The following is a 17,155-nucleotide window of genomic DNA, read 5'->3' on the forward strand; positions in this document are numbered from 1 at the left end:
TAGCGGGTGCTCAGCGAGGGCATTCGTGGGGTGCGGGATCTCTTCTGAGCAGCGCGAGCGAGATCATGATCACGCCGAGGCCCAGGCCTGCCAGCACTGTCGGCGCCTGCAGGAGAAGATCCTCCGTCGCGTACCCGTCGGGCGTGGCAGCCCGGGTCGGATCCGTCCGGTCGACGCGTACATCGAGTACGTCCCCGACGTGGAACTCGCTCTCGTCGAGTTCGCTGGAGAACCGCTCCCGGTGCCGCACGCCGTCGAACGTGTAGTCCACGGTCAACCTCGTGGCGGCGAACGATCGGCTGATCTTGAACCGTTCGACGTGCACCACCCGACCGGTCGTCTCGGCGCCGGCGAGTACCCGCTCGTCGATCGTCGCGGTCAGCCGAGCGTCGAGCAGCATCCCGCCGCCGACCACAAGGGTGCCCAGGACAACCGCAAGGACCAGCTTGAGTTCTCGCCGGCCGAACGGGCTCGCCATTCCCGGCCCTCCCAGCGTCCTCGGGAAAGAGTTCGTTGTAGCACCTCCTCGCCCGTAGCCCACCGCCGTGGCCGCCGGCGCTACAACTCGCGCCACTCTCCTGCCCGGCCGGCATCACCCGTGTGAACGAACCCCTCGATGACCTGCCAGGCGCGTTCGAGGTCGAGAACGACGTCCGCGGTGAACTCCACCGGGTCGTCCAGCACCGGTACCTCGGCATGCGTGCACGCAGGCTCATCGGCGGCCAGCAGGGACACGGCATCCTCGTCCGCCATCAGGTGGACGACCGCCGCCGACCCCGTGAACCCGAGCGTCAGCACCGGGAATGCGGCGTCGCCCCGCACTTCGAGGTAGCCGCGCCCCAGGGCGCGCAGTTCCTCGAACCGCTCGAACAGACCGGCGACGCCCGACCGCTCCATCGGCACGAACCTCCCCGACGAGGGAGACGTGGCACTCCACGCAATGTTCACCCGGCAACACTACGGATTCGGTGCGGCCGAAACTCGCAGGAGCGTGGTCCCGTGGCGGCGCTAGGATCGGCTGCCCGTCAACCGTGTGCGGCGGGCTCCGGGAAGGGAACCGCGATGGCGGACGTGTCGGTCGAAGTGCCGTGGCCCCTGCGCGAGTGCATCGACTATTGCGAGGTCCACTGCGTTCGCGGGTGCTGCGGGATCGACGCCGTGTCCACCGACCCCGCCCTCATCGAAAAGTGGTGCCGCCGGGTGGGTCCGGCCAAGGTGGTAGAGGCTCGGCTTCAACTCATGAAGTTGATCGAGGTGGTCGAGGACCGCTCCCGTTGCGTCACGTCGGACTTCCTGAACCACCGCACACATGACGAGGCCGCACGGCGTGAGTTGCTGGACTTCCTGACCGCGCTCGATGCCGGACTGGCGGCCGGCTCACTTGTCCCGTAGCGGCGGGGGAAGCGGCGCCTCTCCCTTCAGGGCCATCTCGGCCAGCTCGATGCGTTCCGGATGGAGGACGGCGTCGCGGAGCGGGTGGCTCGGCACGTTGATGCACCGCTGACCCGCCACCGCCTCGCAGACCGGGCACTGGAGGAACAGTCCGCACTGCGGCACCAACTCGCTGCCCTGGGCCAGCGCATACCGGCCGATCTTGACGATCGCCCGGTAGAGGTCGTCGTCCTGATGCCGGGCGGCGGCGGCTGCCACCTCCCGCATGCCCTCCCAGAAGAGTTCCGCGGCCCTCGGTTCGTCGATGTCGATGTTGATGCGCACGGTCGGGAGTACCCGCCCTCGGCGCGGTGGGACATCGCCCGCCAGACCTTGCGATGATCCGGTGATGACCTCCTACGTGTCCCACACCACCGTGGACTGTGCCGACGCCTATGCCCTGTCCCGCTGGTGGGCAGGCGTTCTCGACTACCGCGAGGATCCCGACGACCCGAACGAGCCGGGCCACGAGGAGTGCATGATCTTCTCGCGGGACGGGCGGCACCGCCTGCTGTTCATCGAGGTGCCGGACGCCAAGCAGGTCAAGAACCGCATCCACCTCGACCTGCGCCCGGTCGAGGGGACGCGCGACGAGGAACTGGCCCGGCTGACCGGGCTGGGCGCGGCAGTGGTGGCCGACCGGCGCAACTCCGACGGCACCGGCTGGGTGGTGCTCGCCGACCCGGAGGGCAACGAGTTCTGCATCCTCCGCAGCGACGCCGAGGTGGCCGCCACCCGAGCGTGACCGAACGGCCGCCTCCCGCCGGCTCCAGCCACCGATCTTGGAGTTGTGGCACCTCTCGAACTTCGCGAACAGGGGTGTTCTGGGCGCCACAACTCCAAGATCGACGAGGGTGGGCCGCGGCGGGGACGAGGGCGGGCGGGGACGAGCGCGGGTGCCAGGGGCCGGTGTGGGACGCTGCGGTGGTGATCGAGCTTGCGGACATCGAGGCGGCCGCCGACCGGATCGCCGACGTCGTGGTGCACACCCCGACCCTGCCCAGCCCGGGACTGACCGAGCTGCTCGGCGTACCGGTCACCGCCAAGCTGGAGCTGCTGCAACGTACCGGATCGTTCAAGGCCCGGGGCGCGGCGGCGAAGCTGCTCGCGCTCGACGACGCGGAGCGGGCGGCCGGGGTCGTCGCGGTCAGCGGCGGCAACCACGGCATCGCGGTCGCGGTGATGGCCGGCGCGCTCGGGGTGGCGGCGACTGTGGTGATGCCGCGCAGCGCGCCCGCCCGCGCGGTGGAGGTGGCGCGCGCGGCCGGGGCCGACGTGCGGCTGACCGAGGACATGGCGGGCGCGTTCGCGCTGATGAACCGGCTGCGGGACGAGGGCGTGACGCTGCTGCACCCGTTCGACGACCCGATCGTGCTCGCCGGGCAGGGCACCGTCGGGCTGGAACTGGCCGACGACGCCGGTGAGCTGACCGACGTGCTGGTCAGCATCGGCGGGGGCGCGCTGATCTCGGGTGTGGCGGCCGCGCTGCGGGCGCGCCGGCCGGGGGTACGCGTCTGGGGCGTGGAGACCGAGGGCGCGCAGGCGATGTCGCAGGCGATCGCGAAGGGCGGGCCGGTCGAGGTGCCGTTGTCGTCGATCGTCACCACGCTCAGCGCGCCGACCGTCTCGCAGCTCACCTACGACCATGTGACCGCGCTGGTCAGTGACGTCCTCGTGGTCTCCGACGCCGAGGCGGTGCGGGGCACGCTCGAGCTGGCCGAGCACGCCAAGGTGTGGGCCGAGCCGGCCGCCGGGTGTCTGCTGCCCGCCGCCCGCCGGGTGATCGAGCGGGTGGGCGGCGACGCCCGGATCGGCCTGGTGGTCTGCGGCGGCAACGCCACCGTGACCGACGTGACCGCGTGGGCCGGCCGCTTCGGCATCTGACGCGCCGCGCCGCACGAGCCGGACAACCCCGGGGTACGCCGGCCGCCTCCGGTCCGGACGGGTGGGACCGGGTGGACGACCGGCGTACGTCAGGACGTGGCCGGGCTGACGCCGTCGAGCAGTTCGGCGAGCTTGGCCGCGGTGGCCGGGGCGTGCAGGTGCAGCCGCGCCACGTTGATGCTGTCCGTGCCGATCACGGCGAGCAGCGCCTGCCCGTTGATCGCGTACACGCTGAGGTAGCCGCCCGCGTTGCGCACCGTGGACTGCTGGAAGTCGCCCTGTCCGAGCCGGATCCCGACCTGACGGCCGAGCCCGTACGTGGTGGCGGCGAGCGCGGCCAGGTCGTCCGGGTCGGCGCCGTTCTGCAGGTTGTGCGTGACGAGCAGGCCGTCGACGCCGCCGAGGACGCAGCCGTGCACGCCGGGGATCTGCAGCCGCAGCGCGGACAGTTCCTGTGCGATGGCCGGGTACGGCAGCGCCGGGTTGCCGGCGAGTGAGGGGGGAAGCGCGCGTGGTGGCGGCAGGGTGCCGGTCTGGGCGCGCGCACGGCGGGGGAGGTCGTCCACCCGGCTCACAGTTCCAGGCTCTCCTCGATCATGCGCAGTTGGTGCCGCGCCATCGCGAGGTTGGCCCGGCTCTTGCTCACCATCAGGTAGAGGAACAGGCCCTTGCCGGTGCGGTTGCTCAGCGGGCGGATCAGGTGGTACTGGCTGCCGAGCGTGATCAGGATGTCCTCGATCTCGTCGTCGAGCTTGAGCATCTCGATGGTGCGCAGCTTGGCGCGTACGACATCGGTGTTGCCGGCGGCGGCGACCGTCAGGTCGATCTCGCCGGTGCCCCCGGCGACGCCGAGTGTCATGCCACTTGTGTAGTCGACGAGCGCGGCTCCGATCGCACCGTCGATGTCCATCGCGTTCTTCAGCGCGATGTCAAGGTTGCCCACGATTTTCTCTCCCCAGCTCGGGCCGCTGTCCGCTGGAAGCGCGACAGCGGATTCGTCCGTCGAGGCTCGCATATGGAGGCGTGAGGTGCACACGGACCGCCGGTGATCCACCTGAGCGGGCCCTCCGGACGGGCCACCGGTCCCGCAGGAGGGACCACGCCGTCCATCGCCGATCGCCGTCCGTCCCGGAAAGACGGTGCATCTATGCTATGTAGAGATCCGATAGAGTGAGCCAGTGCGACTGACCATTCCGGTGGCGAAGGTGCTCTCGGCGCTGCTCGCCGAGCCCGGGGCGCCGCGCTACGGCCTCGACCTGATGCGGCTCACCGGCCTTCCCAGCGGGACGCTCTACCCGGTGCTGCACCGCCTCCAGGATGCCGGCTGGCTGGCCGCCGACTGGGAGGACGTCGACCCGGTCACCGCCGGCCGCCCGGCCCGCCGCTACTACCGCCTCACCGGCGAGGGCACCCGGTCGGCCCGGCTGGCGCTGGCCGAGCTGCGTGCCCTCGTACCCTCCGAACCGGCCGGCGGCGCGGACCCGGCCGGGGCGCCCGCGTGGTGATCCGGCGGGTAGCGGCGCTGCTGCTGCGGGTCGCGGTGCGCCGGTGGCCGGCGGAGCTGCGCGCCGACCTGGCCCGCGAGTGGGCCGCCGAGCTGCACGAGCTGGCCCGCACCGGGCAGCGGTGGGGGATGGTCCGGTTCGCCGCGAGCCTGGCGGCGCGCCGGGCGGCCACGCCACTGACCGGGCGGGCCGGGGCGCGGCGGCTGGGGCGTACCGCAGGGGTGTTGCTGCTCGCGCCGCCGGCCTGCGTCGCGGTCCTCGTGGTGGCGGCCGTGGTGATGGGCCTGGCCCGCGGGTGGCTGGAGATGCGCGTGCCGTGGGCCGTCGCCGCGCAGCTGCCGGCCTGGTCGGCGCTCACCGCGCTGCTCGGCGTCGCGCTCGCGCTCGTCGTCGCCCGGGCCGCGCGCCGGACCGTACGCGTGGGGGCGCTGCCCACCGCGCTCGGCGTGGTGCTGCCGATCGCCGCGACGGTGACCGCGTCGCTCGCGCTGTTCGCCGCCCGGGGCGAGAGCCGCGTCTGGGAGAGCGTGCCCGGGCTGCTGCTCTGGCTGGCGCTGATGACGGCGGCGCTCTGGACTGCCGGGGTCCTGGCGCGCCGGAGCCGGGTCCGGGCCGCCTGGTTCACGGGGCTGCTCGGCGCGCTGGTGGCGGCCGACGCGGCGGTGGTGCTCGCGGTGGTCACCTCGATCCCGGCCACCGCGCCGGTGGCGGACGGCCTGCCGCCGGACGCGGTGGACCGGATCTCCGCGCCGCTCTGGCTGTTCACCTGCTGGACCGACTCGTCGTTCGGGCTGCCCCGGCCGACCGAGTGGGAACGGTTCCTCATCACCGACCGGGTGCTCGTCGAGCCGATGTTCCACCTGGCCTGCACGCCCTACGCCCTGGCGTACGCGATCGGGGCGGCCCGCCCGGCGCCGGCCGCCGCGCCCGGTCCGGAGCCCGTCCCGGCGCCCGCCTGAGGGTCGGGCGTCCCCGCTCAGCACCCGGCCGGCCCGCTCGTGGTGCCGGGCCGGCCCGGCGTCGGCCCGCGCCTCGGATGGCTCCGGGGACGGGCCGTTCGGACGAGCGGAGGCATCTGTCGGGTGTTCCGCCGTTCCCCGCCGCAACCGCCGCGACCAGGTCTAATGTGGAGAAGGCCGTGACTATTTGTGCCGTTCCGGTGGCGGCCGGGCGGTTCCGGGTGCACAGTGATCGCATGAGCGACGACGGAAGTGGTGGGCACTACTACTGGTGCACGCGACACCACCGGGTCGAGACCGATGCCGACGTGTGTCCCGCGCGGCACGTTCTCGGACCGTACGCCTCAGCCGCCGACGCGGACAACGCCCTGCAGACGGTGCGGGAGCGGAACGACGCGTGGGACGCCGAGGACGCCCGTTGGGCCGGGGAGGGCCGCTAGACGGCGCGGGAGGGCCCGCGTCGAGGTGATCCGTGCTCCGCGAGGGCGAGAGCACGTCCCCAGGAAAGGGAACCGAGATGGCCGAAGCACAGCAGGCCACCCGCCCGGCCGCGAAACGGACGACCGCGAAGAGGACCGCCGCGGGCAGGACGACGACGGTCACCAAGGCGTCGCCGAACGCCTCGGGCGCCGGCGCCGGACGGACACCGGCGAAGAAGGCGGCGGCCAAGAAGGCGGCCGCCAGAAAGGTCGTGTCGGCGGCGCGCAAGGCGCCGGCCAAGGCCACCACCACCAGGACGACCGCGAAGAAGACAGCGGCTCGTACGGCACCGGCCGGCCGGGCCACCGCCAAGAGCGCGCCGGCCAAGAAGACCACCGCGAAGAAGACCACCGCGAAGAAGACGGCGGCGAAGAAGACCACAGCGGCGAAGAAGACAGCGGCGGCGACGAAGACCACGGCGGCCCGCAAGACCACGACGGCCCGGACCACCGCCACCGCGAAGAAGGCGCCGGCCCGCAAGACGACCACCGCGAAGAAGACGACGGCGGCCAAGAAGACCACCGGCGCGCGCAAGGTCACCGCGGCGGCGAAGAAGACCACCGCCGCGGCGAAGAAGGCGCCCGCGAAGAAGACCACCGCCTCGACGCGTCCCACGGCGCGCAAGACGGCGGCGAAGAAGGCGCCCGCGCGCAAGACCACCACCGCGCGCAAGACCACCACCACGGCGAAGAAGACCACCGCCGCGAAGAAGGCGCCGGCCCGTAAGAGCACCGCCGCCAAGAGCACCACCGCACGCAAGGCGCCGGCCCGCCGCGCCTGACGCCGTGGACACCGCTCTCTCCCGGGGAGCGGAACGTGCGGGTCGCTGTCAGGATTGAGCGCGTGGTGATCCGACGCGTACTGGCGCCCCGTATCGACTTCGGCGCGCTGCGCCGCGAGCTGGGACTGCCCGAGGGCTTCCCGGCCGCGGCGCAGCGCGAAGCCGACCTGGCCGCCGCCGCGCCGCCGCCGGCCGTCGCCGACCGGACCGACATCCCGTTCGTCACCGTCGACCCGGTGACCTCGCGCGACCTCGACCAGGCCATGCACCTCACCCGCCGTCCCGGCGGCGGCTACCGCGTCCGGTACGCGATCGCTGACGTCCTGACCCACGTACGCCTCGGTGGTGACCTGGAGGCCGAGACGTGGCGCCGGGGACAGACGGTCTACCTGCCCGACGGCAACGTGCCGTTGCACCCGCACACGCTCAGCGAGGGGGCGGCCAGCCTGCTGCCCGACGCCGACCGGGCCGCCGTGCTCTGGACCGTCGACCTGGACGCCGACGGCGGCACGGTGGCGGTCACGCTGGAGCGGGCGCTGGTGCGCAGCCGGGCCAAGCTCGACTACGGCGGCGTGCAGCGCGACGCCGACGCGGGGCGGCTGCCCGAGCCGATCGCCCTGCTGCCCGAGATCGGGGCGCTGCTCACCACCCGGGGCCTGACCCGGGGCGCGATCAACCTGCCGCTGCCGGAGCAGGACGTCGAGCCCGACGGGGACGGGTGGCGGCTGGTGCTGCGCGGCCCCGGCCCGATGGAGGAGCACAACGCGCAGATCTCGCTGCTGACCGGCATGGCCGCCGCCGACATCATGCTGGCCGGCCGGATCGGGCTGCTGCGCACCATGCCCCGTCCCCGCGCGGAGGCGGTCGAACGGCTGCGGCTCGCCGCCGGCCCGCTCGGCGTGCCCTGGCCGGACGGCACACCCGTGGGTCAGGTGCTCGACGGGCTGGACACCTCCCGGCCCCGGGTGGCCGCCTTCGTCGACCAGGCCGCCGAACTGATGCGCGGCGCGGCGTACACCGCCTTCGACGGCGAGGTGCCCGAGCAGCCCGAGCACGGCGGCGTGGCCGCCGCGTACGCGCATGTCACGGCGCCGCTGCGCCGCCTGGCCGACCGCTACGCCACCGAGGTCTGCCTGGCCCTGCACGAGGGCCGGGAGGTGCCCGAACAGGTCCGGGCCGCGCTGCCGAAGCTACCCGAGGTGATGGCCGCGACCGACCGGACCGCCGGTGGGGCCACCCGGGGCGCCGTGGAACTGGCCGAGGCGGTGCTGCTCGCGCACCGGGTGGGGGAGACGTTCGAGGCGGCCGTGCTCGACGTGGACGAACCGCGCCCGGCGGGCAACGGCCGCCCCGGCCGCCCGCCCGGCGGCACGATCGCGCTCGACGAGCCGCCGGTACGCGCCCGCTGCACCGGCGAGCTGCCGCTGGGCGAACGCGTCCGGGTACGGCTCACCGTCGCCGACCCGGTCCAGCGCCGGGTCGCCTTCGAACGGGCCTGACCAGCGCGGCCATTGTCACAGCATCGGGATGCACCGCACGCCGCCGTGCTTTGCGAGGATGTGCCCATGGCTTATGACGCGACCACGCTGCCCGACGTCTCCGGGCTGACCGTCGGCATCATCGGTGGCACCGGCGACCAGGGACGGGGTCTCGCCTACCGGTTCGCCCGGGCCGGGCAGACCGTGCTGATCGGCTCCCGCACGGCGGAACGGGCCAACCAGGCCGCCGCCGAGATCGCCGCCCTGCCCGGGGTGGCCGACGGCGCTCTGGTCTCCGGCGGCGACAACGAGGACGTCGCGCGGCGCAGCGACGTGGTGATCGTGGCGGTGCCGTGGGACGGGCACGCGGCCACCGTCGCCGCGCTCGCCGAGCCGCTGGCCGGCAAGATCGTGGTGGACTGCGTCAACCCGCTCGGCTTCGACAAGCAGGGCCCGTACGCGCTCACCGTCGACGAGGGCAGCGCCGTGCAGCAGGCCGCCGCGCTGCTGCCCGAGTCCCGGGTGTGCGCCGCGTTCAACCACGTCAGCGCGCCGCTGCTGGCCGACCCGGAGATCGACCGGATCGAGCTGGACGTGCTGATCTGCACCGAGGAGCGGGAACTCGTGGGTGTGGTCGGCGCGCTGGCCGCGCGGATCCCCGGCATGCGGGGCATCTACGCCGGGCGGCTGCGCAACGCCCACCAGATCGAGGCGTTCACCGCGAACCTGATCGCGATCAACAAGCGTTACAAGGCGCACGCCGGCATCCGCGTCACCGACGTCTGACGTGCGCGCCGCCGTCGCCCCGTCGCGGCGGCGTCTGTTAAGAAGGGGCCCCTCCTCTACGCCAGGCGTTAAGAAGGGGCCCTTCCTTACATCCCTCAGAAGGTGTGCTCGGGGGCGGGGAACTCGCCGCCGCGTACCTCGTCGGCGAACCGGCGGGTCGCGTCCGTCAGCGCGCCCGCCAGGTCGGCGTAGCGCTTGACGAAGCGAGGCGCCCGCCCGGTACGCAGTCCGGCCATGTCCTGCCAGACCAGCACCTGCCCGTCGGTGTCCGGGCCGGCCCCGATCCCGACGGTGGGGATGGACAGCTCGGCGGTGACCCGCTTGGCCACCTCGCCCGGCACCATCTCCAGCACCACGGCGAACGCGCCCGCCTCGGCCACCGCCCGCGCGTCGGCGAGCACCTCCTCGGCCGCCTCGCCCCGGCCCTGCACCCGGTAGCCGCCGAGCGTGTGCTCGCTCTGCGGGGTGAAGCCGATGTGCGCCATCACCGGGATGCCGGCGCCGGTGATCGCCTCGATCTGGGCGGCGCAGCGCCGCCCGCCCTCCAGCTTCACCGCGTGGCAGCCGCCCTCCTTCATGAACCGCACCGCGGTGCGCAGCGCCTGCGCCGGGCCCTCCTCGTACGAGCCGAACGGCAGGTCGCCGACGATCAGCGAGTGCTTCGTGGCCCGCACCACGGCACGTACCAGCGGCAGCAGTTCCTCGGCGGTCACCGGCAGCGTGGTCTCGTAGCCGAAGACGTTGTTCGCCGCGGAGTCGCCGACCAGCAGCACCGGGATCCCCGCCTGGTCGAAGATCGAGGCCGTGTACTGGTCGTACGAGGTGAGCATCGCCCACCGCTCGCCGCGCTCCTTGGCGGCGATCAGGTCTCGGGTGCGTACCCGCCGGGTGGCCGGCCCGCCGTAGAGCGCGGTCACCTCGGCCGGGGTGGACTCCACCATGACAATCTCCTTCCTCGAGGCCGCGCACGCGGTCCCCGGGTTCCCCGCGATCGTCGCACCGGGCGGCGGGCCGCGGGCAGGTCGCAGTGGAGGATGTCACTCCCCGGCCGGGGGAACGGTCAGCCGTCCTCGCGCCAGCGGTTGGTGATCGGCAGCCGCCGGTCCCGCCCGAACGCCTTCATGGAGATCTTGGTGCCGGGCGCCGACTGCCGTCGCTTGTACTCGGCGGTATCCACCATCCGCAGCACCTTGTCCACCACGGCCGGGTCGTGGCCGGACTCGACCAGGCCGTCGCGGCCCAGGTCGCCGTCGACGTAGCCGATCAGGATCGGGTCGAGCACGTCGTAGTCGGGCAGCGTGTCGCTGTCGAGCTGGCCGGGGCTCAGCTCGGCCGACGGCGGCTTGCCGATCGAGTTCTCCGGGATCGGCGGCGTCTGCCCGCGCCGTACCGCGTCCGCGTTGCGCCACTTCGCCAGCCGCCACACCAGCGTCTTCCAGACGTCCTTGACCGGGTTGTAGCCGCCCACCGAGTCGCCGTAGAGCGTCGAGTAGCCCACCGCCAGCTCGCTCTTGTTGCCGGTGGTGAGCACCAGGTGGCCCTCCTGGTTCGACAGCGCCATCAGGATCACGCCGCGGACCCGGGCCTGGAGGTTCTCCACCGCCACCCCGGACAGCGACATGTTCGCCAGGAACGAGTCCACCATCGGCTGGATCGGCTCGATCCGGTAGTCCAGGCCGGTGCGCTTCGCCAGGTCCTCGGCGTCGGTGCGGGAGTGCTCGGAGGAGTGCTGGCTGGGCATCGAGACGCCGACGACCCGGTCCGGGCCGACCGCGTCCACCGCGATGGCCGCGGCCACCGCCGAGTCGATGCCGCCGGACAGGCCGAGCACCACCGACGGGAAGCGGTTTTTGTCGACGTAGTCACGCAGGCCCAGCACCAGCGCGTGCCACACCTCGGCCTCGTCGGCGACCGGTTCGATGATGCCGCCGTCCGCCGCCGGTCCGGTCGGCGCGGCCGGGATCGCCGGGATCTCGTGGCGGACCACGCGCATCCCGTCGGTCAGCGCGCCGGTCCCGCCGGGCGTACCGGCCGCCGGCAGCTCCAGGTCGTGCACCACCAGGTGCTCGACGAACTGCGGTGCCCGGGTCAGCAGCGTGCCGTCCGCGGTGACGATCATCGAGTCGCCGTCGTAGACGAGTTCGTCCTGGCCGCCGACCATGTTCACGTACGCGATGGGGGCGCCGGCCTCGGCGGCGCGCCGACGCACCAGCGGCAGCCGCACGTCGTCCTTGTTCAGCTCGTACGGCGAGGCGTTGATGCTCAGCACCAGCCCGACGCCGGCCTCCCGGGCCACCGCGAACGGGCCGCCGGCCTGCCACAGGTCCTCGCAGATGGTCAGCGCCACGTCGACCCCGCCGACGCGCACCACGGTGAGTGTGTCGCCGGGGACGAAGTAGCGGTCCTCGTCGAAGACGCCGTAGTTGGGCAGGTGATGCTTGAAGTAGGTGGCCACCACCTCGCCCCGGTGCAGCACCGCCGCCGCGTTGCGGGCGCCCCGGCCCGGCTGGGCGTCGGCGCTGACCTGCGGAGGGCCGTCCGCGTCCAGGTAGCCGACCATCACCGGCAGGTCACCGAGGCCGTCGGCGGCCAGGTCGGCGGCGAGCCGGTGCAGCGCGGCACGGGACGCGGCCACGAACGAGCGGCGGAACACCAGGTCCTCGACCGGGTAACCGGTGAGCATCAGCTCGGGGAACAGGACGAGCTGGGCGCCGGCGTCGGCGGCCTGACGACTCCACGAGCGGACCAGGCCGGCGTTGCCGGCGAGGTCGCCTACCGTCGGGTTGACCTGGCACAGGGCGAGACGCAGGGTGGGCATGCCTCCATCTTCCCCCAGCCGTCCGGGCCGAATCCGACAGGTCGCGGGATACCGGGGCGGCCGGCCGCGCGTCCCGGCGGGGCCGGACACGGCGGGACGGCCGGCCGGGGGTAGGCGTAACGTCGGCGTAACGAGCCCGGTGGAGACTGGGCGGTCAGGCCGGGCCGGCCCGACCGGTGCGGACGTACGTGTCACGAGGGGTGGAAGTGGACCGTCAGCAGGAGTTCGTCCTCCGCACGCTGGAAGAGCGGGACATCCGTTTCGTCCGGCTGTGGTTCACCGATGTGCTCGGCACGCTCAAGAGCGTCTCGGTGGCCCCGGCGGAGCTGGAGGCGGCCTTCGACGAGGGAATCGGGTTCGACGGCTCCGCGATCGAGGGCTTCGCCCGGGTCTTCGAGTCGGACATGGTGGCCATGCCGGACCCGACCACGTTCCAGGTCTTTCCGTTCGAGGGCGGGGTGAGCGGCGAGAGCGCCCGGATGTTCTGCGACATCTCGCTGCCCGACGGCAGCCCGTCGTGGGCCGACCCGCGGCACGTGCTGCGCCGGATGCTCTCCCGGGCCGCCGACAAGGGCTTCACCTTCTACACCCACCCGGAGATCGAGTTCTTCCTGCTGGAGAACGGTCCGCAGGACGGCTCGGTGCCGATCCCGGTGGACACCGGCGGCTACTTCGAGCACACCACGCACGCCGTCGCGCGGGACTTCCGCCGCCAGGCCGTGCTGGCGCTGGAGCGGATCGGCATCTCGGTGGAGTACAGCCACCACGAGGTCGCCCCCGGCCAGCAGGAGATCGACCTGCGCTACGCCGACGCGCTCACCACCGCCGACAACATCATGACGTTCCGGCACGTGGTGAAGGAGGTGGCGCTCTCCACCGGTGTGCAGGCCAGCTTCATGCCGAAGCCGTTCACCGACCAGCCGGGCAGCGGCATGCACACGCACCTGTCGCTGTTCGAGGGGGAGCGCAACGCGTTCCACGACGCCGGTGACCCGATGAAGCTGTCGAAGGTCGCCAAGTCGTTCATCGCCGGTCTGCTCACCCACGCCCGGGAGTACACCGCGGTCACGAACCAGTGGGTGAACTCGTACAAGCGGCTGTTCCCGCAGGCGCTGCCGGACCGGATCACCGAGAGCCCCGCGTACGTCTGCTGGGGTCACCTGAACCGGTCGGCGCTGGTGCGGGTGCCCGCGTACGGCAAGCCGAACTCGGCCCGGGTCGAGGTGCGTTCGCTGGACTCCGCGACCAACCCCTACCTGGCGTTCGCGGTGATGCTCGGCGCCGGCCTCAAGGGCATCGAGGAGGGCTACGAGCTGCCTCCCGGCGCTGAGGACGACGTCTGGTCGTTGAGCAGCGCCGAGCGCCGCGCCATGGGCTACGAGGCGCTGCCGGAGAACCTGGCCGAGGCGATCGACGTGATGGCCGGCTCGGAGCTGGTGGCCGAGGTGCTCGGCGAGCACGTCTTCGACTTCTTCCTGCGCAACAAGCGCTCCGAGTGGGAGCAGTACCGCCGCGAGGTCACCCCGTACGAGCGGCAGCGCTACCTCTCGCTCTAGATCGTTGTGGCGCGGTGCCGCTATCGTCTGCGGCACCGCACCGGCACCTCCGCCGGGCGGCGTGAGCCGGGGAGGCGTTGGTGCTGGGAGATCTGCTCGACGGGGCGTGGCAGAGCATCGTGTTCGGGCTGGTCGGGGTGGCGCTGATGGCCGCCGGGTTCCTGCTCGTCGACCTGCTCACCCCGGGCAAGCTGCGGGAGCTGATCTGGGTGCGCCGCAACGGCAACGCCGCGCTGCTGCTCGCCGCCAACCAGCTCGGCATCGCCGGCATCGTCTTCACCGCCGTGCTGACCAGCTACAGCTCGTTCACGAAGGGCCTGGCGTCCACAGTGGTGTTCGGGCTGGTCGGCCTGCTGGTGATGGCGGTGGCCTTCCTGGTGCTGGACCTGCTCACCCCGGGCAAGCTGGGCGACGTCATCGCCGCCGACGAGCCGCACCCGGCCGCCAGGGTCAGCGCCGCCACCCACTTCGGCGCCGCGCTGATCGTCTGCGCCTGCATCGCCTGAGCGGTGTCGTACCCCCGGGTTAGCGTCCGGGGGTGAACCGCACCGACCGCCTCTACGCCCTGGTCGAGGAGCTGCGGGCGGTGTCGCCGCGCCCGCGCAGCGCGAGCTGGCTGGCCCGCCGCTTCGAGGTGAGCACCCGCACCGTCGAGCGTGACATCTCCGCGTTGCAGGGCGCCGGGGTGCCGATCTGGGCCGAGCCGGGCCGCACCGGCGGCTACGCGGTCGACCGGGCCCGCACGTTGCCGCCGGTCAACCTGACACCGGCCGAGGCGGTGGCGATGGCCGTCGCGCTGCACCGGCTCGGCGGTTCCCCGTTCGCCCCGGCGGCGGGCGCCGCGCTGCGCAAGCTGGTCGCGGTGATGCCGCCGGCCGCTGTCGCCGAGGCGCACCGGCTCGCCGGCCGGGTGCACCTGGTCGGCGACGGACCGGGCACGCCGGTCCCGGCCGCCGTCGCCGACGCGGTCGCCGCCGGGCGGGTGCTGCGCCTGCGGTACGCCGACCGTGGCGGCGCCGATTCGGTACGCGACGTGGAGCCGCTCGCCTATCTGGGCAACTCGGTGCACTGGTACCTGGTCGCCTGGTGCCGGCTGCGCGACGGTGTGCGTTGCTTCCGCACCGACCGGATCCGCTCGGTGCGCCCGCTGGCCGAGCCGGTGACCCGGGAGTGGCGTCCGGACGACCTCGACGTGCCGGTCGACCGGGTGCGCCCGCTCACCCTGGTCTGATTCGGGTGGAAACACCGACAGGACGCTGTCGTGTCCCGGCACCACGCTGAATCCTGACGACGCCGGCGGTCGCCGGCGCGAACCTCAGGAGGCAGCATGTCCAGCACGCCCGTGACCTGGTTCGAGATCGGCTCCGACCGGCCGGACGAGGCGCAGCGGTTCTACGCCGACCTGTTCGGCTGGAGTTTCGAGGAGCAGGGCGGCCCAGCCGGGTCGTACCGGCAGACGGCGGCCGGCGGTGAGCGGGGGATCGGCGGCGCGATCCGGGGCACCGACACCGGCAACTATGCGATCTTCTACGCCGAGGTGGCGGACGTCGCGGAGACCTGCCGCCGGGCCGAGGCGACCGGCGGTGTCGTGGTGACGGCGCCGGTGACCACGCCCGCCGGCCTGGTGCGGGCCCTGCTGCGCGACCCGTCGGGCAATCTGCTCGGCGTCTTCACCCCGCCCGCCGAGGGCTGACAGCACGTCGGGTGTGGTCGTCGTCGGGACTGCCGTACCGGAACGGCTTGGTGGCGGTGCCCGTTCGGGCACCGCCACCGGGGGTGGCCCCGCTCAGCTCCGGCCAGGAGGAGGGAACGGCCGGTGCGGGGCGGCGGGGCCACCGCGTCACTTGCCGCCCTGGCCCTCCTGCTCGGCCTCGGCGCCCCGGTCGGCCTTGTCGCCGCCCTTGCCGTGGTGGCCGGGCCGGACGTCGTGGCCGCCCTTGCCGGGGCCCGGGAACACGCCCGCCTCGGCGGCCTTGAGCACCGCGTCGGCCTGCTCCTGGGTCAGCTTGCCGTCGGTGACGGCCTGGTCCAGCCGCTCCTTCAGCGCGGCCTGCCGGTCCTCGGTCGACGGCCGCTCCGGCCGCTCCGGGCGGTCGCCCTGGCGCTGCTCGTGCAGCTTCTCCAGCGCCGCGGTGACCTTGTCGGTCGAGACGCCCAGCTCCTTGGCGAGCGCCTCGGCGAACTCGGCCTGCCGGTCGGCGTGCTTCTGGCGGCGGTCGTCAGCCTGGTCGGTGCTGCCGGCGCTCGAAGACGGGTTCGGGCTCTTGTCGTCGGCGAGCGCCACCGTCGGGGCGGCGATCCCGACGCCGAGCACGCCGGCGGCGGCCAGGCCGGCCAGCAGCTGCTTCTTCGACATCGTGCGGATCATGCGATTCTCCTGTTCGGTGGTGGTGCGATGACGTCACCGACAGTGGCCGCCGGAACTGAGGGCCACCCGTGGCGAACCTGTCAGCGAGCTGGCAACCCGCCCGGAAGGCCCGAATTATTCGTGTTGCCGCAACCCCGGAGCACCCGCGAGGCTGGGGCGAACCCGACGAAAGGCCACTCGATGACACAGCCCGCCATCCGCGAGATCCCGCTCACCGGGCCGGGCTCCGGGCCGTACTCGATCACGGTCGGGCCCGACGGCGCGCTCTGGCTGGCGCTGGCCGGCTCCGGCGGCGTCGCCCGGCTCGGCCTCGACGGTGAGGTACGGACCTACCGCGACGACCCGCCCGGCAGCCGCCCGCTGATCATCGTCGCCGGCCCCGACGACGCGCTCTGGTACACCCGCTCGGGTGACGACCGGCTCGGCCGGATCACCGTCGACGGCGAGACCGGATCGGTGCCGCTGCCGCCCGGCTGCGGCCCCTGCGGGCTGGCGGCCGGTGCGGACGGCGCGCTCTGGTACGCCGGGATGACCGACGACACGGTCGGCCGGGTGAGCGTCGACGGAGAGGTCACGTCCTTCCCGCTGCCGGTGGCCAAGGGCTTCCCGTCGATGCTGGCCGCCGGCCCGGACGACGCGCTCTGGCTCACACTCAACCAGGCGAACGCGATCGCCCGGGTCGACCTGGACGGCAAGGTGACAGTGCATCCGCTGCCCACCGAGGCGGCCGGGCCGGTCGGCATCACCCGCGGTGGTGACGGCGCCCTCTGGTTCGTCGAGATCCTCGCCGGGCAGCTCGGCCGGATCACGCCGGACGGGCGGATCGACGAGATCCCGTTGCCGGACCGGACGGCGCGCCCGCACGCGATCGTCGCCGACCCGGCCGGTGGCTGCTGGTTCACCGAGTGGGGCGCCAACCGCATCGGCCACGTCGACCCCGACGGTCACATCACCGCCCACACCCTGCCCACGCCGGCCTCGGAACCCCACGGCCTGACGGTCACCCCCGACGGCACGGTCTGGGCTGCCCTGGAGATCGGCGCCGTGGCCCACCTCGCGCCCTCCCAGCGTCGATCATGAGGTTGGCGGCAGTTCAGAGATCCACAACT

22 protein-coding genes are annotated in these 17,155 nt (G+C 73.1%); 14 read left to right on the forward strand and 8 right to left on the reverse strand.

Going from position 1 to position 17,155, the window contains the following annotated elements; translation table 11 throughout:
• Nucleotides 1–10: 10 nt before the first annotated feature.
• On the reverse strand, nt 11–478 hold the full coding sequence (locus O7607_RS20275) for a DUF3592 domain-containing protein (RefSeq protein WP_269704759.1): 468 nt from the start codon (nt 476–478) through the stop codon (nt 11–13).
• A gap of 80 nt (nt 479–558) precedes the next feature.
• Nucleotides 559–897 (reverse strand): hypothetical protein, encoded by a 339-nt coding sequence (locus tag O7607_RS20280; RefSeq protein ID WP_269707038.1) that lies wholly within the window; start codon nt 895–897, stop codon nt 559–561.
• A gap of 165 nt (nt 898–1,062) precedes the next feature.
• Here O7607_RS20280 and O7607_RS20285 point away from each other — a divergent pair, with 165 nt between their 5' ends.
• On the forward strand, nt 1,063–1,392 hold the full coding sequence (locus O7607_RS20285) for a DUF6331 family protein (protein ID WP_269704760.1): 330 nt from the start codon (nt 1,063–1,065) through the stop codon (nt 1,390–1,392).
• Here O7607_RS20285 and O7607_RS20290 read toward each other — a convergent pair.
• On the reverse strand, nt 1,378–1,716 hold the full coding sequence (locus tag O7607_RS20290) for a zinc finger domain-containing protein (protein ID WP_269704761.1): 339 nt from the start codon (nt 1,714–1,716) through the stop codon (nt 1,378–1,380). The genes O7607_RS20285 and O7607_RS20290 overlap by 15 nt on opposite strands.
• A 64-nt stretch (nt 1,717–1,780) precedes the next feature.
• Here O7607_RS20290 and O7607_RS20295 point away from each other — a divergent pair, with 64 nt between their 5' ends.
• The gene (locus O7607_RS20295; protein ID WP_269704762.1) at nt 1,781–2,176 is read left to right on the forward strand and encodes a VOC family protein; all 396 of its coding nucleotides are present in this window, start codon (nt 1,781–1,783) and stop codon (nt 2,174–2,176) included.
• A gap of 182 nt (nt 2,177–2,358) precedes the next feature.
• Complete coding sequence (locus tag O7607_RS20300; RefSeq protein WP_269704763.1) at nt 2,359–3,315, forward strand: threonine/serine dehydratase; 957 nt, start codon at nt 2,359–2,361, stop codon at nt 3,313–3,315.
• An 89-nt stretch (nt 3,316–3,404) separates the two neighbouring features.
• Here the strand turns inward: O7607_RS20300 and O7607_RS20305 are convergent, their stop codons facing one another.
• Together O7607_RS20305 and O7607_RS20310 are read right to left on the reverse strand one after the other, a co-directional pair.
• Nucleotides 3,405–3,890, reverse strand: a complete 486-nt coding sequence (locus O7607_RS20305; RefSeq protein ID WP_269704764.1) for a roadblock/LC7 domain-containing protein — start codon at nt 3,888–3,890, stop codon at nt 3,405–3,407.
• Nucleotides 3,887–4,258 carry a hypothetical protein gene (locus tag O7607_RS20310; RefSeq protein ID WP_269704765.1) on the reverse strand — a complete coding sequence of 124 codons (372 nt, stop codon included), beginning with the start codon at nt 4,256–4,258 and terminating at the stop codon, nt 3,887–3,889. The genes O7607_RS20305 and O7607_RS20310 overlap by 4 nt, the downstream gene beginning before the upstream one ends.
• Before the next feature lie 235 nt (nt 4,259–4,493).
• On the opposite strand from O7607_RS20310, the gene O7607_RS20315 reads away from it, so the two are divergent.
• The 6 genes from O7607_RS20315 to npdG all read left to right on the forward strand — a co-directional run bounded on the left by O7607_RS20315 (nt 4,494) and on the right by npdG (nt 9,304).
• Nucleotides 4,494–4,820 (forward strand): PadR family transcriptional regulator, encoded by a 327-nt coding sequence (locus O7607_RS20315; protein ID WP_269704766.1) that lies wholly within the window; start codon nt 4,494–4,496, stop codon nt 4,818–4,820.
• Nucleotides 4,817–5,779, forward strand: a complete 963-nt coding sequence (locus tag O7607_RS20320; RefSeq protein ID WP_269704767.1) for a hypothetical protein — start codon at nt 4,817–4,819, stop codon at nt 5,777–5,779. Before O7607_RS20315 ends, O7607_RS20320 begins: the two co-directional genes overlap by 4 nt.
• Before the next feature lie 236 nt (nt 5,780–6,015).
• The gene (locus tag O7607_RS20325; RefSeq protein ID WP_018787041.1) at nt 6,016–6,219 is read left to right on the forward strand and encodes a hypothetical protein; all 204 of its coding nucleotides are present in this window, start codon (nt 6,016–6,018) and stop codon (nt 6,217–6,219) included.
• Nucleotides 6,220–6,296: 77 nt separating this feature from the next.
• Nucleotides 6,297–7,040 (forward strand): histone, encoded by a 744-nt coding sequence (locus tag O7607_RS20330; protein ID WP_269704768.1) that lies wholly within the window; start codon nt 6,297–6,299, stop codon nt 7,038–7,040.
• Between the two features lie 62 nt (nt 7,041–7,102).
• Nucleotides 7,103–8,539 carry an RNB domain-containing ribonuclease gene (locus O7607_RS20335; protein ID WP_269704769.1) on the forward strand — a complete coding sequence of 479 codons (1,437 nt, stop codon included), beginning with the start codon at nt 7,103–7,105 and terminating at the stop codon, nt 8,537–8,539.
• Nucleotides 8,540–8,605: 66 nt separating this feature from the next.
• The gene (gene npdG / locus O7607_RS20340) at nt 8,606–9,304 is read left to right on the forward strand and encodes an NADPH-dependent F420 reductase (RefSeq protein WP_269704770.1); all 699 of its coding nucleotides are present in this window, start codon (nt 8,606–8,608) and stop codon (nt 9,302–9,304) included.
• Between the two features lie 95 nt (nt 9,305–9,399).
• Here npdG and panB read toward each other — a convergent pair whose 3' ends face one another.
• Together panB and O7607_RS20350 are read right to left on the reverse strand one after the other, a co-directional pair.
• Nucleotides 9,400–10,245, reverse strand: a complete 846-nt coding sequence (panB, locus tag O7607_RS20345; protein WP_269704771.1) for a 3-methyl-2-oxobutanoate hydroxymethyltransferase — start codon at nt 10,243–10,245, stop codon at nt 9,400–9,402.
• Between the two features lie 119 nt (nt 10,246–10,364).
• On the reverse strand, nt 10,365–12,122 hold the full coding sequence (locus O7607_RS20350) for an NAD+ synthase (RefSeq protein ID WP_269704772.1): 1,758 nt from the start codon (nt 12,120–12,122) through the stop codon (nt 10,365–10,367).
• Nucleotides 12,123–12,328: 206 nt separating this feature from the next.
• Between O7607_RS20350 and glnA the strand changes: the two genes are divergently transcribed.
• From glnA to O7607_RS20370, 4 genes are all read left to right on the forward strand, one after another.
• Complete coding sequence (glnA, locus tag O7607_RS20355; RefSeq protein ID WP_120568707.1) at nt 12,329–13,678, forward strand: type I glutamate--ammonia ligase; 1,350 nt, start codon at nt 12,329–12,331, stop codon at nt 13,676–13,678.
• Between the two features lie 80 nt (nt 13,679–13,758).
• On the forward strand, nt 13,759–14,184 hold the full coding sequence (locus tag O7607_RS20360) for a DUF350 domain-containing protein (RefSeq protein ID WP_269704773.1): 426 nt from the start codon (nt 13,759–13,761) through the stop codon (nt 14,182–14,184).
• 32 nt (nt 14,185–14,216) lie between these two features.
• Nucleotides 14,217–14,909 carry a helix-turn-helix transcriptional regulator gene (locus O7607_RS20365; protein ID WP_269704774.1) on the forward strand — a complete coding sequence of 231 codons (693 nt, stop codon included), beginning with the start codon at nt 14,217–14,219 and terminating at the stop codon, nt 14,907–14,909.
• Nucleotides 14,910–15,005: 96 nt separating this feature from the next.
• Entirely contained in the window at nt 15,006–15,371 is a 366-nt protein-coding gene (locus O7607_RS20370; RefSeq protein ID WP_269704775.1) for a VOC family protein, read from the forward strand.
• A gap of 147 nt (nt 15,372–15,518) precedes the next feature.
• On the opposite strand, the gene O7607_RS20375 is transcribed toward O7607_RS20370, so the two are convergent.
• The gene (locus O7607_RS20375; protein ID WP_269704776.1) at nt 15,519–16,046 is read right to left on the reverse strand and encodes a hypothetical protein; all 528 of its coding nucleotides are present in this window, start codon (nt 16,044–16,046) and stop codon (nt 15,519–15,521) included.
• A gap of 180 nt (nt 16,047–16,226) precedes the next feature.
• On the opposite strand from O7607_RS20375, the gene O7607_RS20380 reads away from it, so the two are divergent.
• The gene (locus tag O7607_RS20380; protein ID WP_269704777.1) at nt 16,227–17,126 is read left to right on the forward strand and encodes a Vgb family protein; all 900 of its coding nucleotides are present in this window, start codon (nt 16,227–16,229) and stop codon (nt 17,124–17,126) included.
• The last annotated feature ends 29 nt before the right edge of the window (nt 17,127–17,155 follow it).

The organism is Micromonospora sp. WMMA1949 (assembly GCF_027460145.1).
Taxonomy (GTDB): domain Bacteria; phylum Actinomycetota; class Actinomycetes; order Mycobacteriales; family Micromonosporaceae; genus Micromonospora.

Excerpts from the sequence above, each read along its gene's own strand:
- O7607_RS20275 (WP_269704759.1), bottom strand. The coding sequence starts at position 478 with ATGGCGAGCCCGTTCGGCCGGCGAGAACTCAAGCTGGTCCTTGCGGTT.
- O7607_RS20280 (WP_269707038.1), bottom strand. The coding sequence starts at position 897 with ATGGAGCGGTCGGGCGTCGCCGGTCTGTTCGAGCGGTTCGAGGAACTG.
- O7607_RS20285 (WP_269704760.1), top strand. The coding sequence starts at position 1,063 with ATGGCGGACGTGTCGGTCGAAGTGCCGTGGCCCCTGCGCGAGTGCATC.
- O7607_RS20295 (WP_269704762.1), top strand. The coding sequence starts at position 1,781 with ATGACCTCCTACGTGTCCCACACCACCGTGGACTGTGCCGACGCCTAT.
- O7607_RS20325 (WP_018787041.1), top strand. The coding sequence starts at position 6,016 with ATGAGCGACGACGGAAGTGGTGGGCACTACTACTGGTGCACGCGACAC.
- O7607_RS20330 (WP_269704768.1), top strand. The coding sequence starts at position 6,297 with ATGGCCGAAGCACAGCAGGCCACCCGCCCGGCCGCGAAACGGACGACC.
- npdG (WP_269704770.1), top strand. The coding sequence starts at position 8,606 with ATGGCTTATGACGCGACCACGCTGCCCGACGTCTCCGGGCTGACCGTC.
- panB (WP_269704771.1), bottom strand. The coding sequence starts at position 10,245 with ATGGTGGAGTCCACCCCGGCCGAGGTGACCGCGCTCTACGGCGGGCCG.
- O7607_RS20350 (WP_269704772.1), bottom strand. The coding sequence starts at position 12,122 with ATGCCCACCCTGCGTCTCGCCCTGTGCCAGGTCAACCCGACGGTAGGC.
- O7607_RS20370 (WP_269704775.1), top strand. The coding sequence starts at position 15,006 with ATGTCCAGCACGCCCGTGACCTGGTTCGAGATCGGCTCCGACCGGCCG.
- O7607_RS20375 (WP_269704776.1), bottom strand. The coding sequence starts at position 16,046 with ATGATCCGCACGATGTCGAAGAAGCAGCTGCTGGCCGGCCTGGCCGCC.
- O7607_RS20380 (WP_269704777.1), top strand. The coding sequence starts at position 16,227 with ATGACACAGCCCGCCATCCGCGAGATCCCGCTCACCGGGCCGGGCTCC.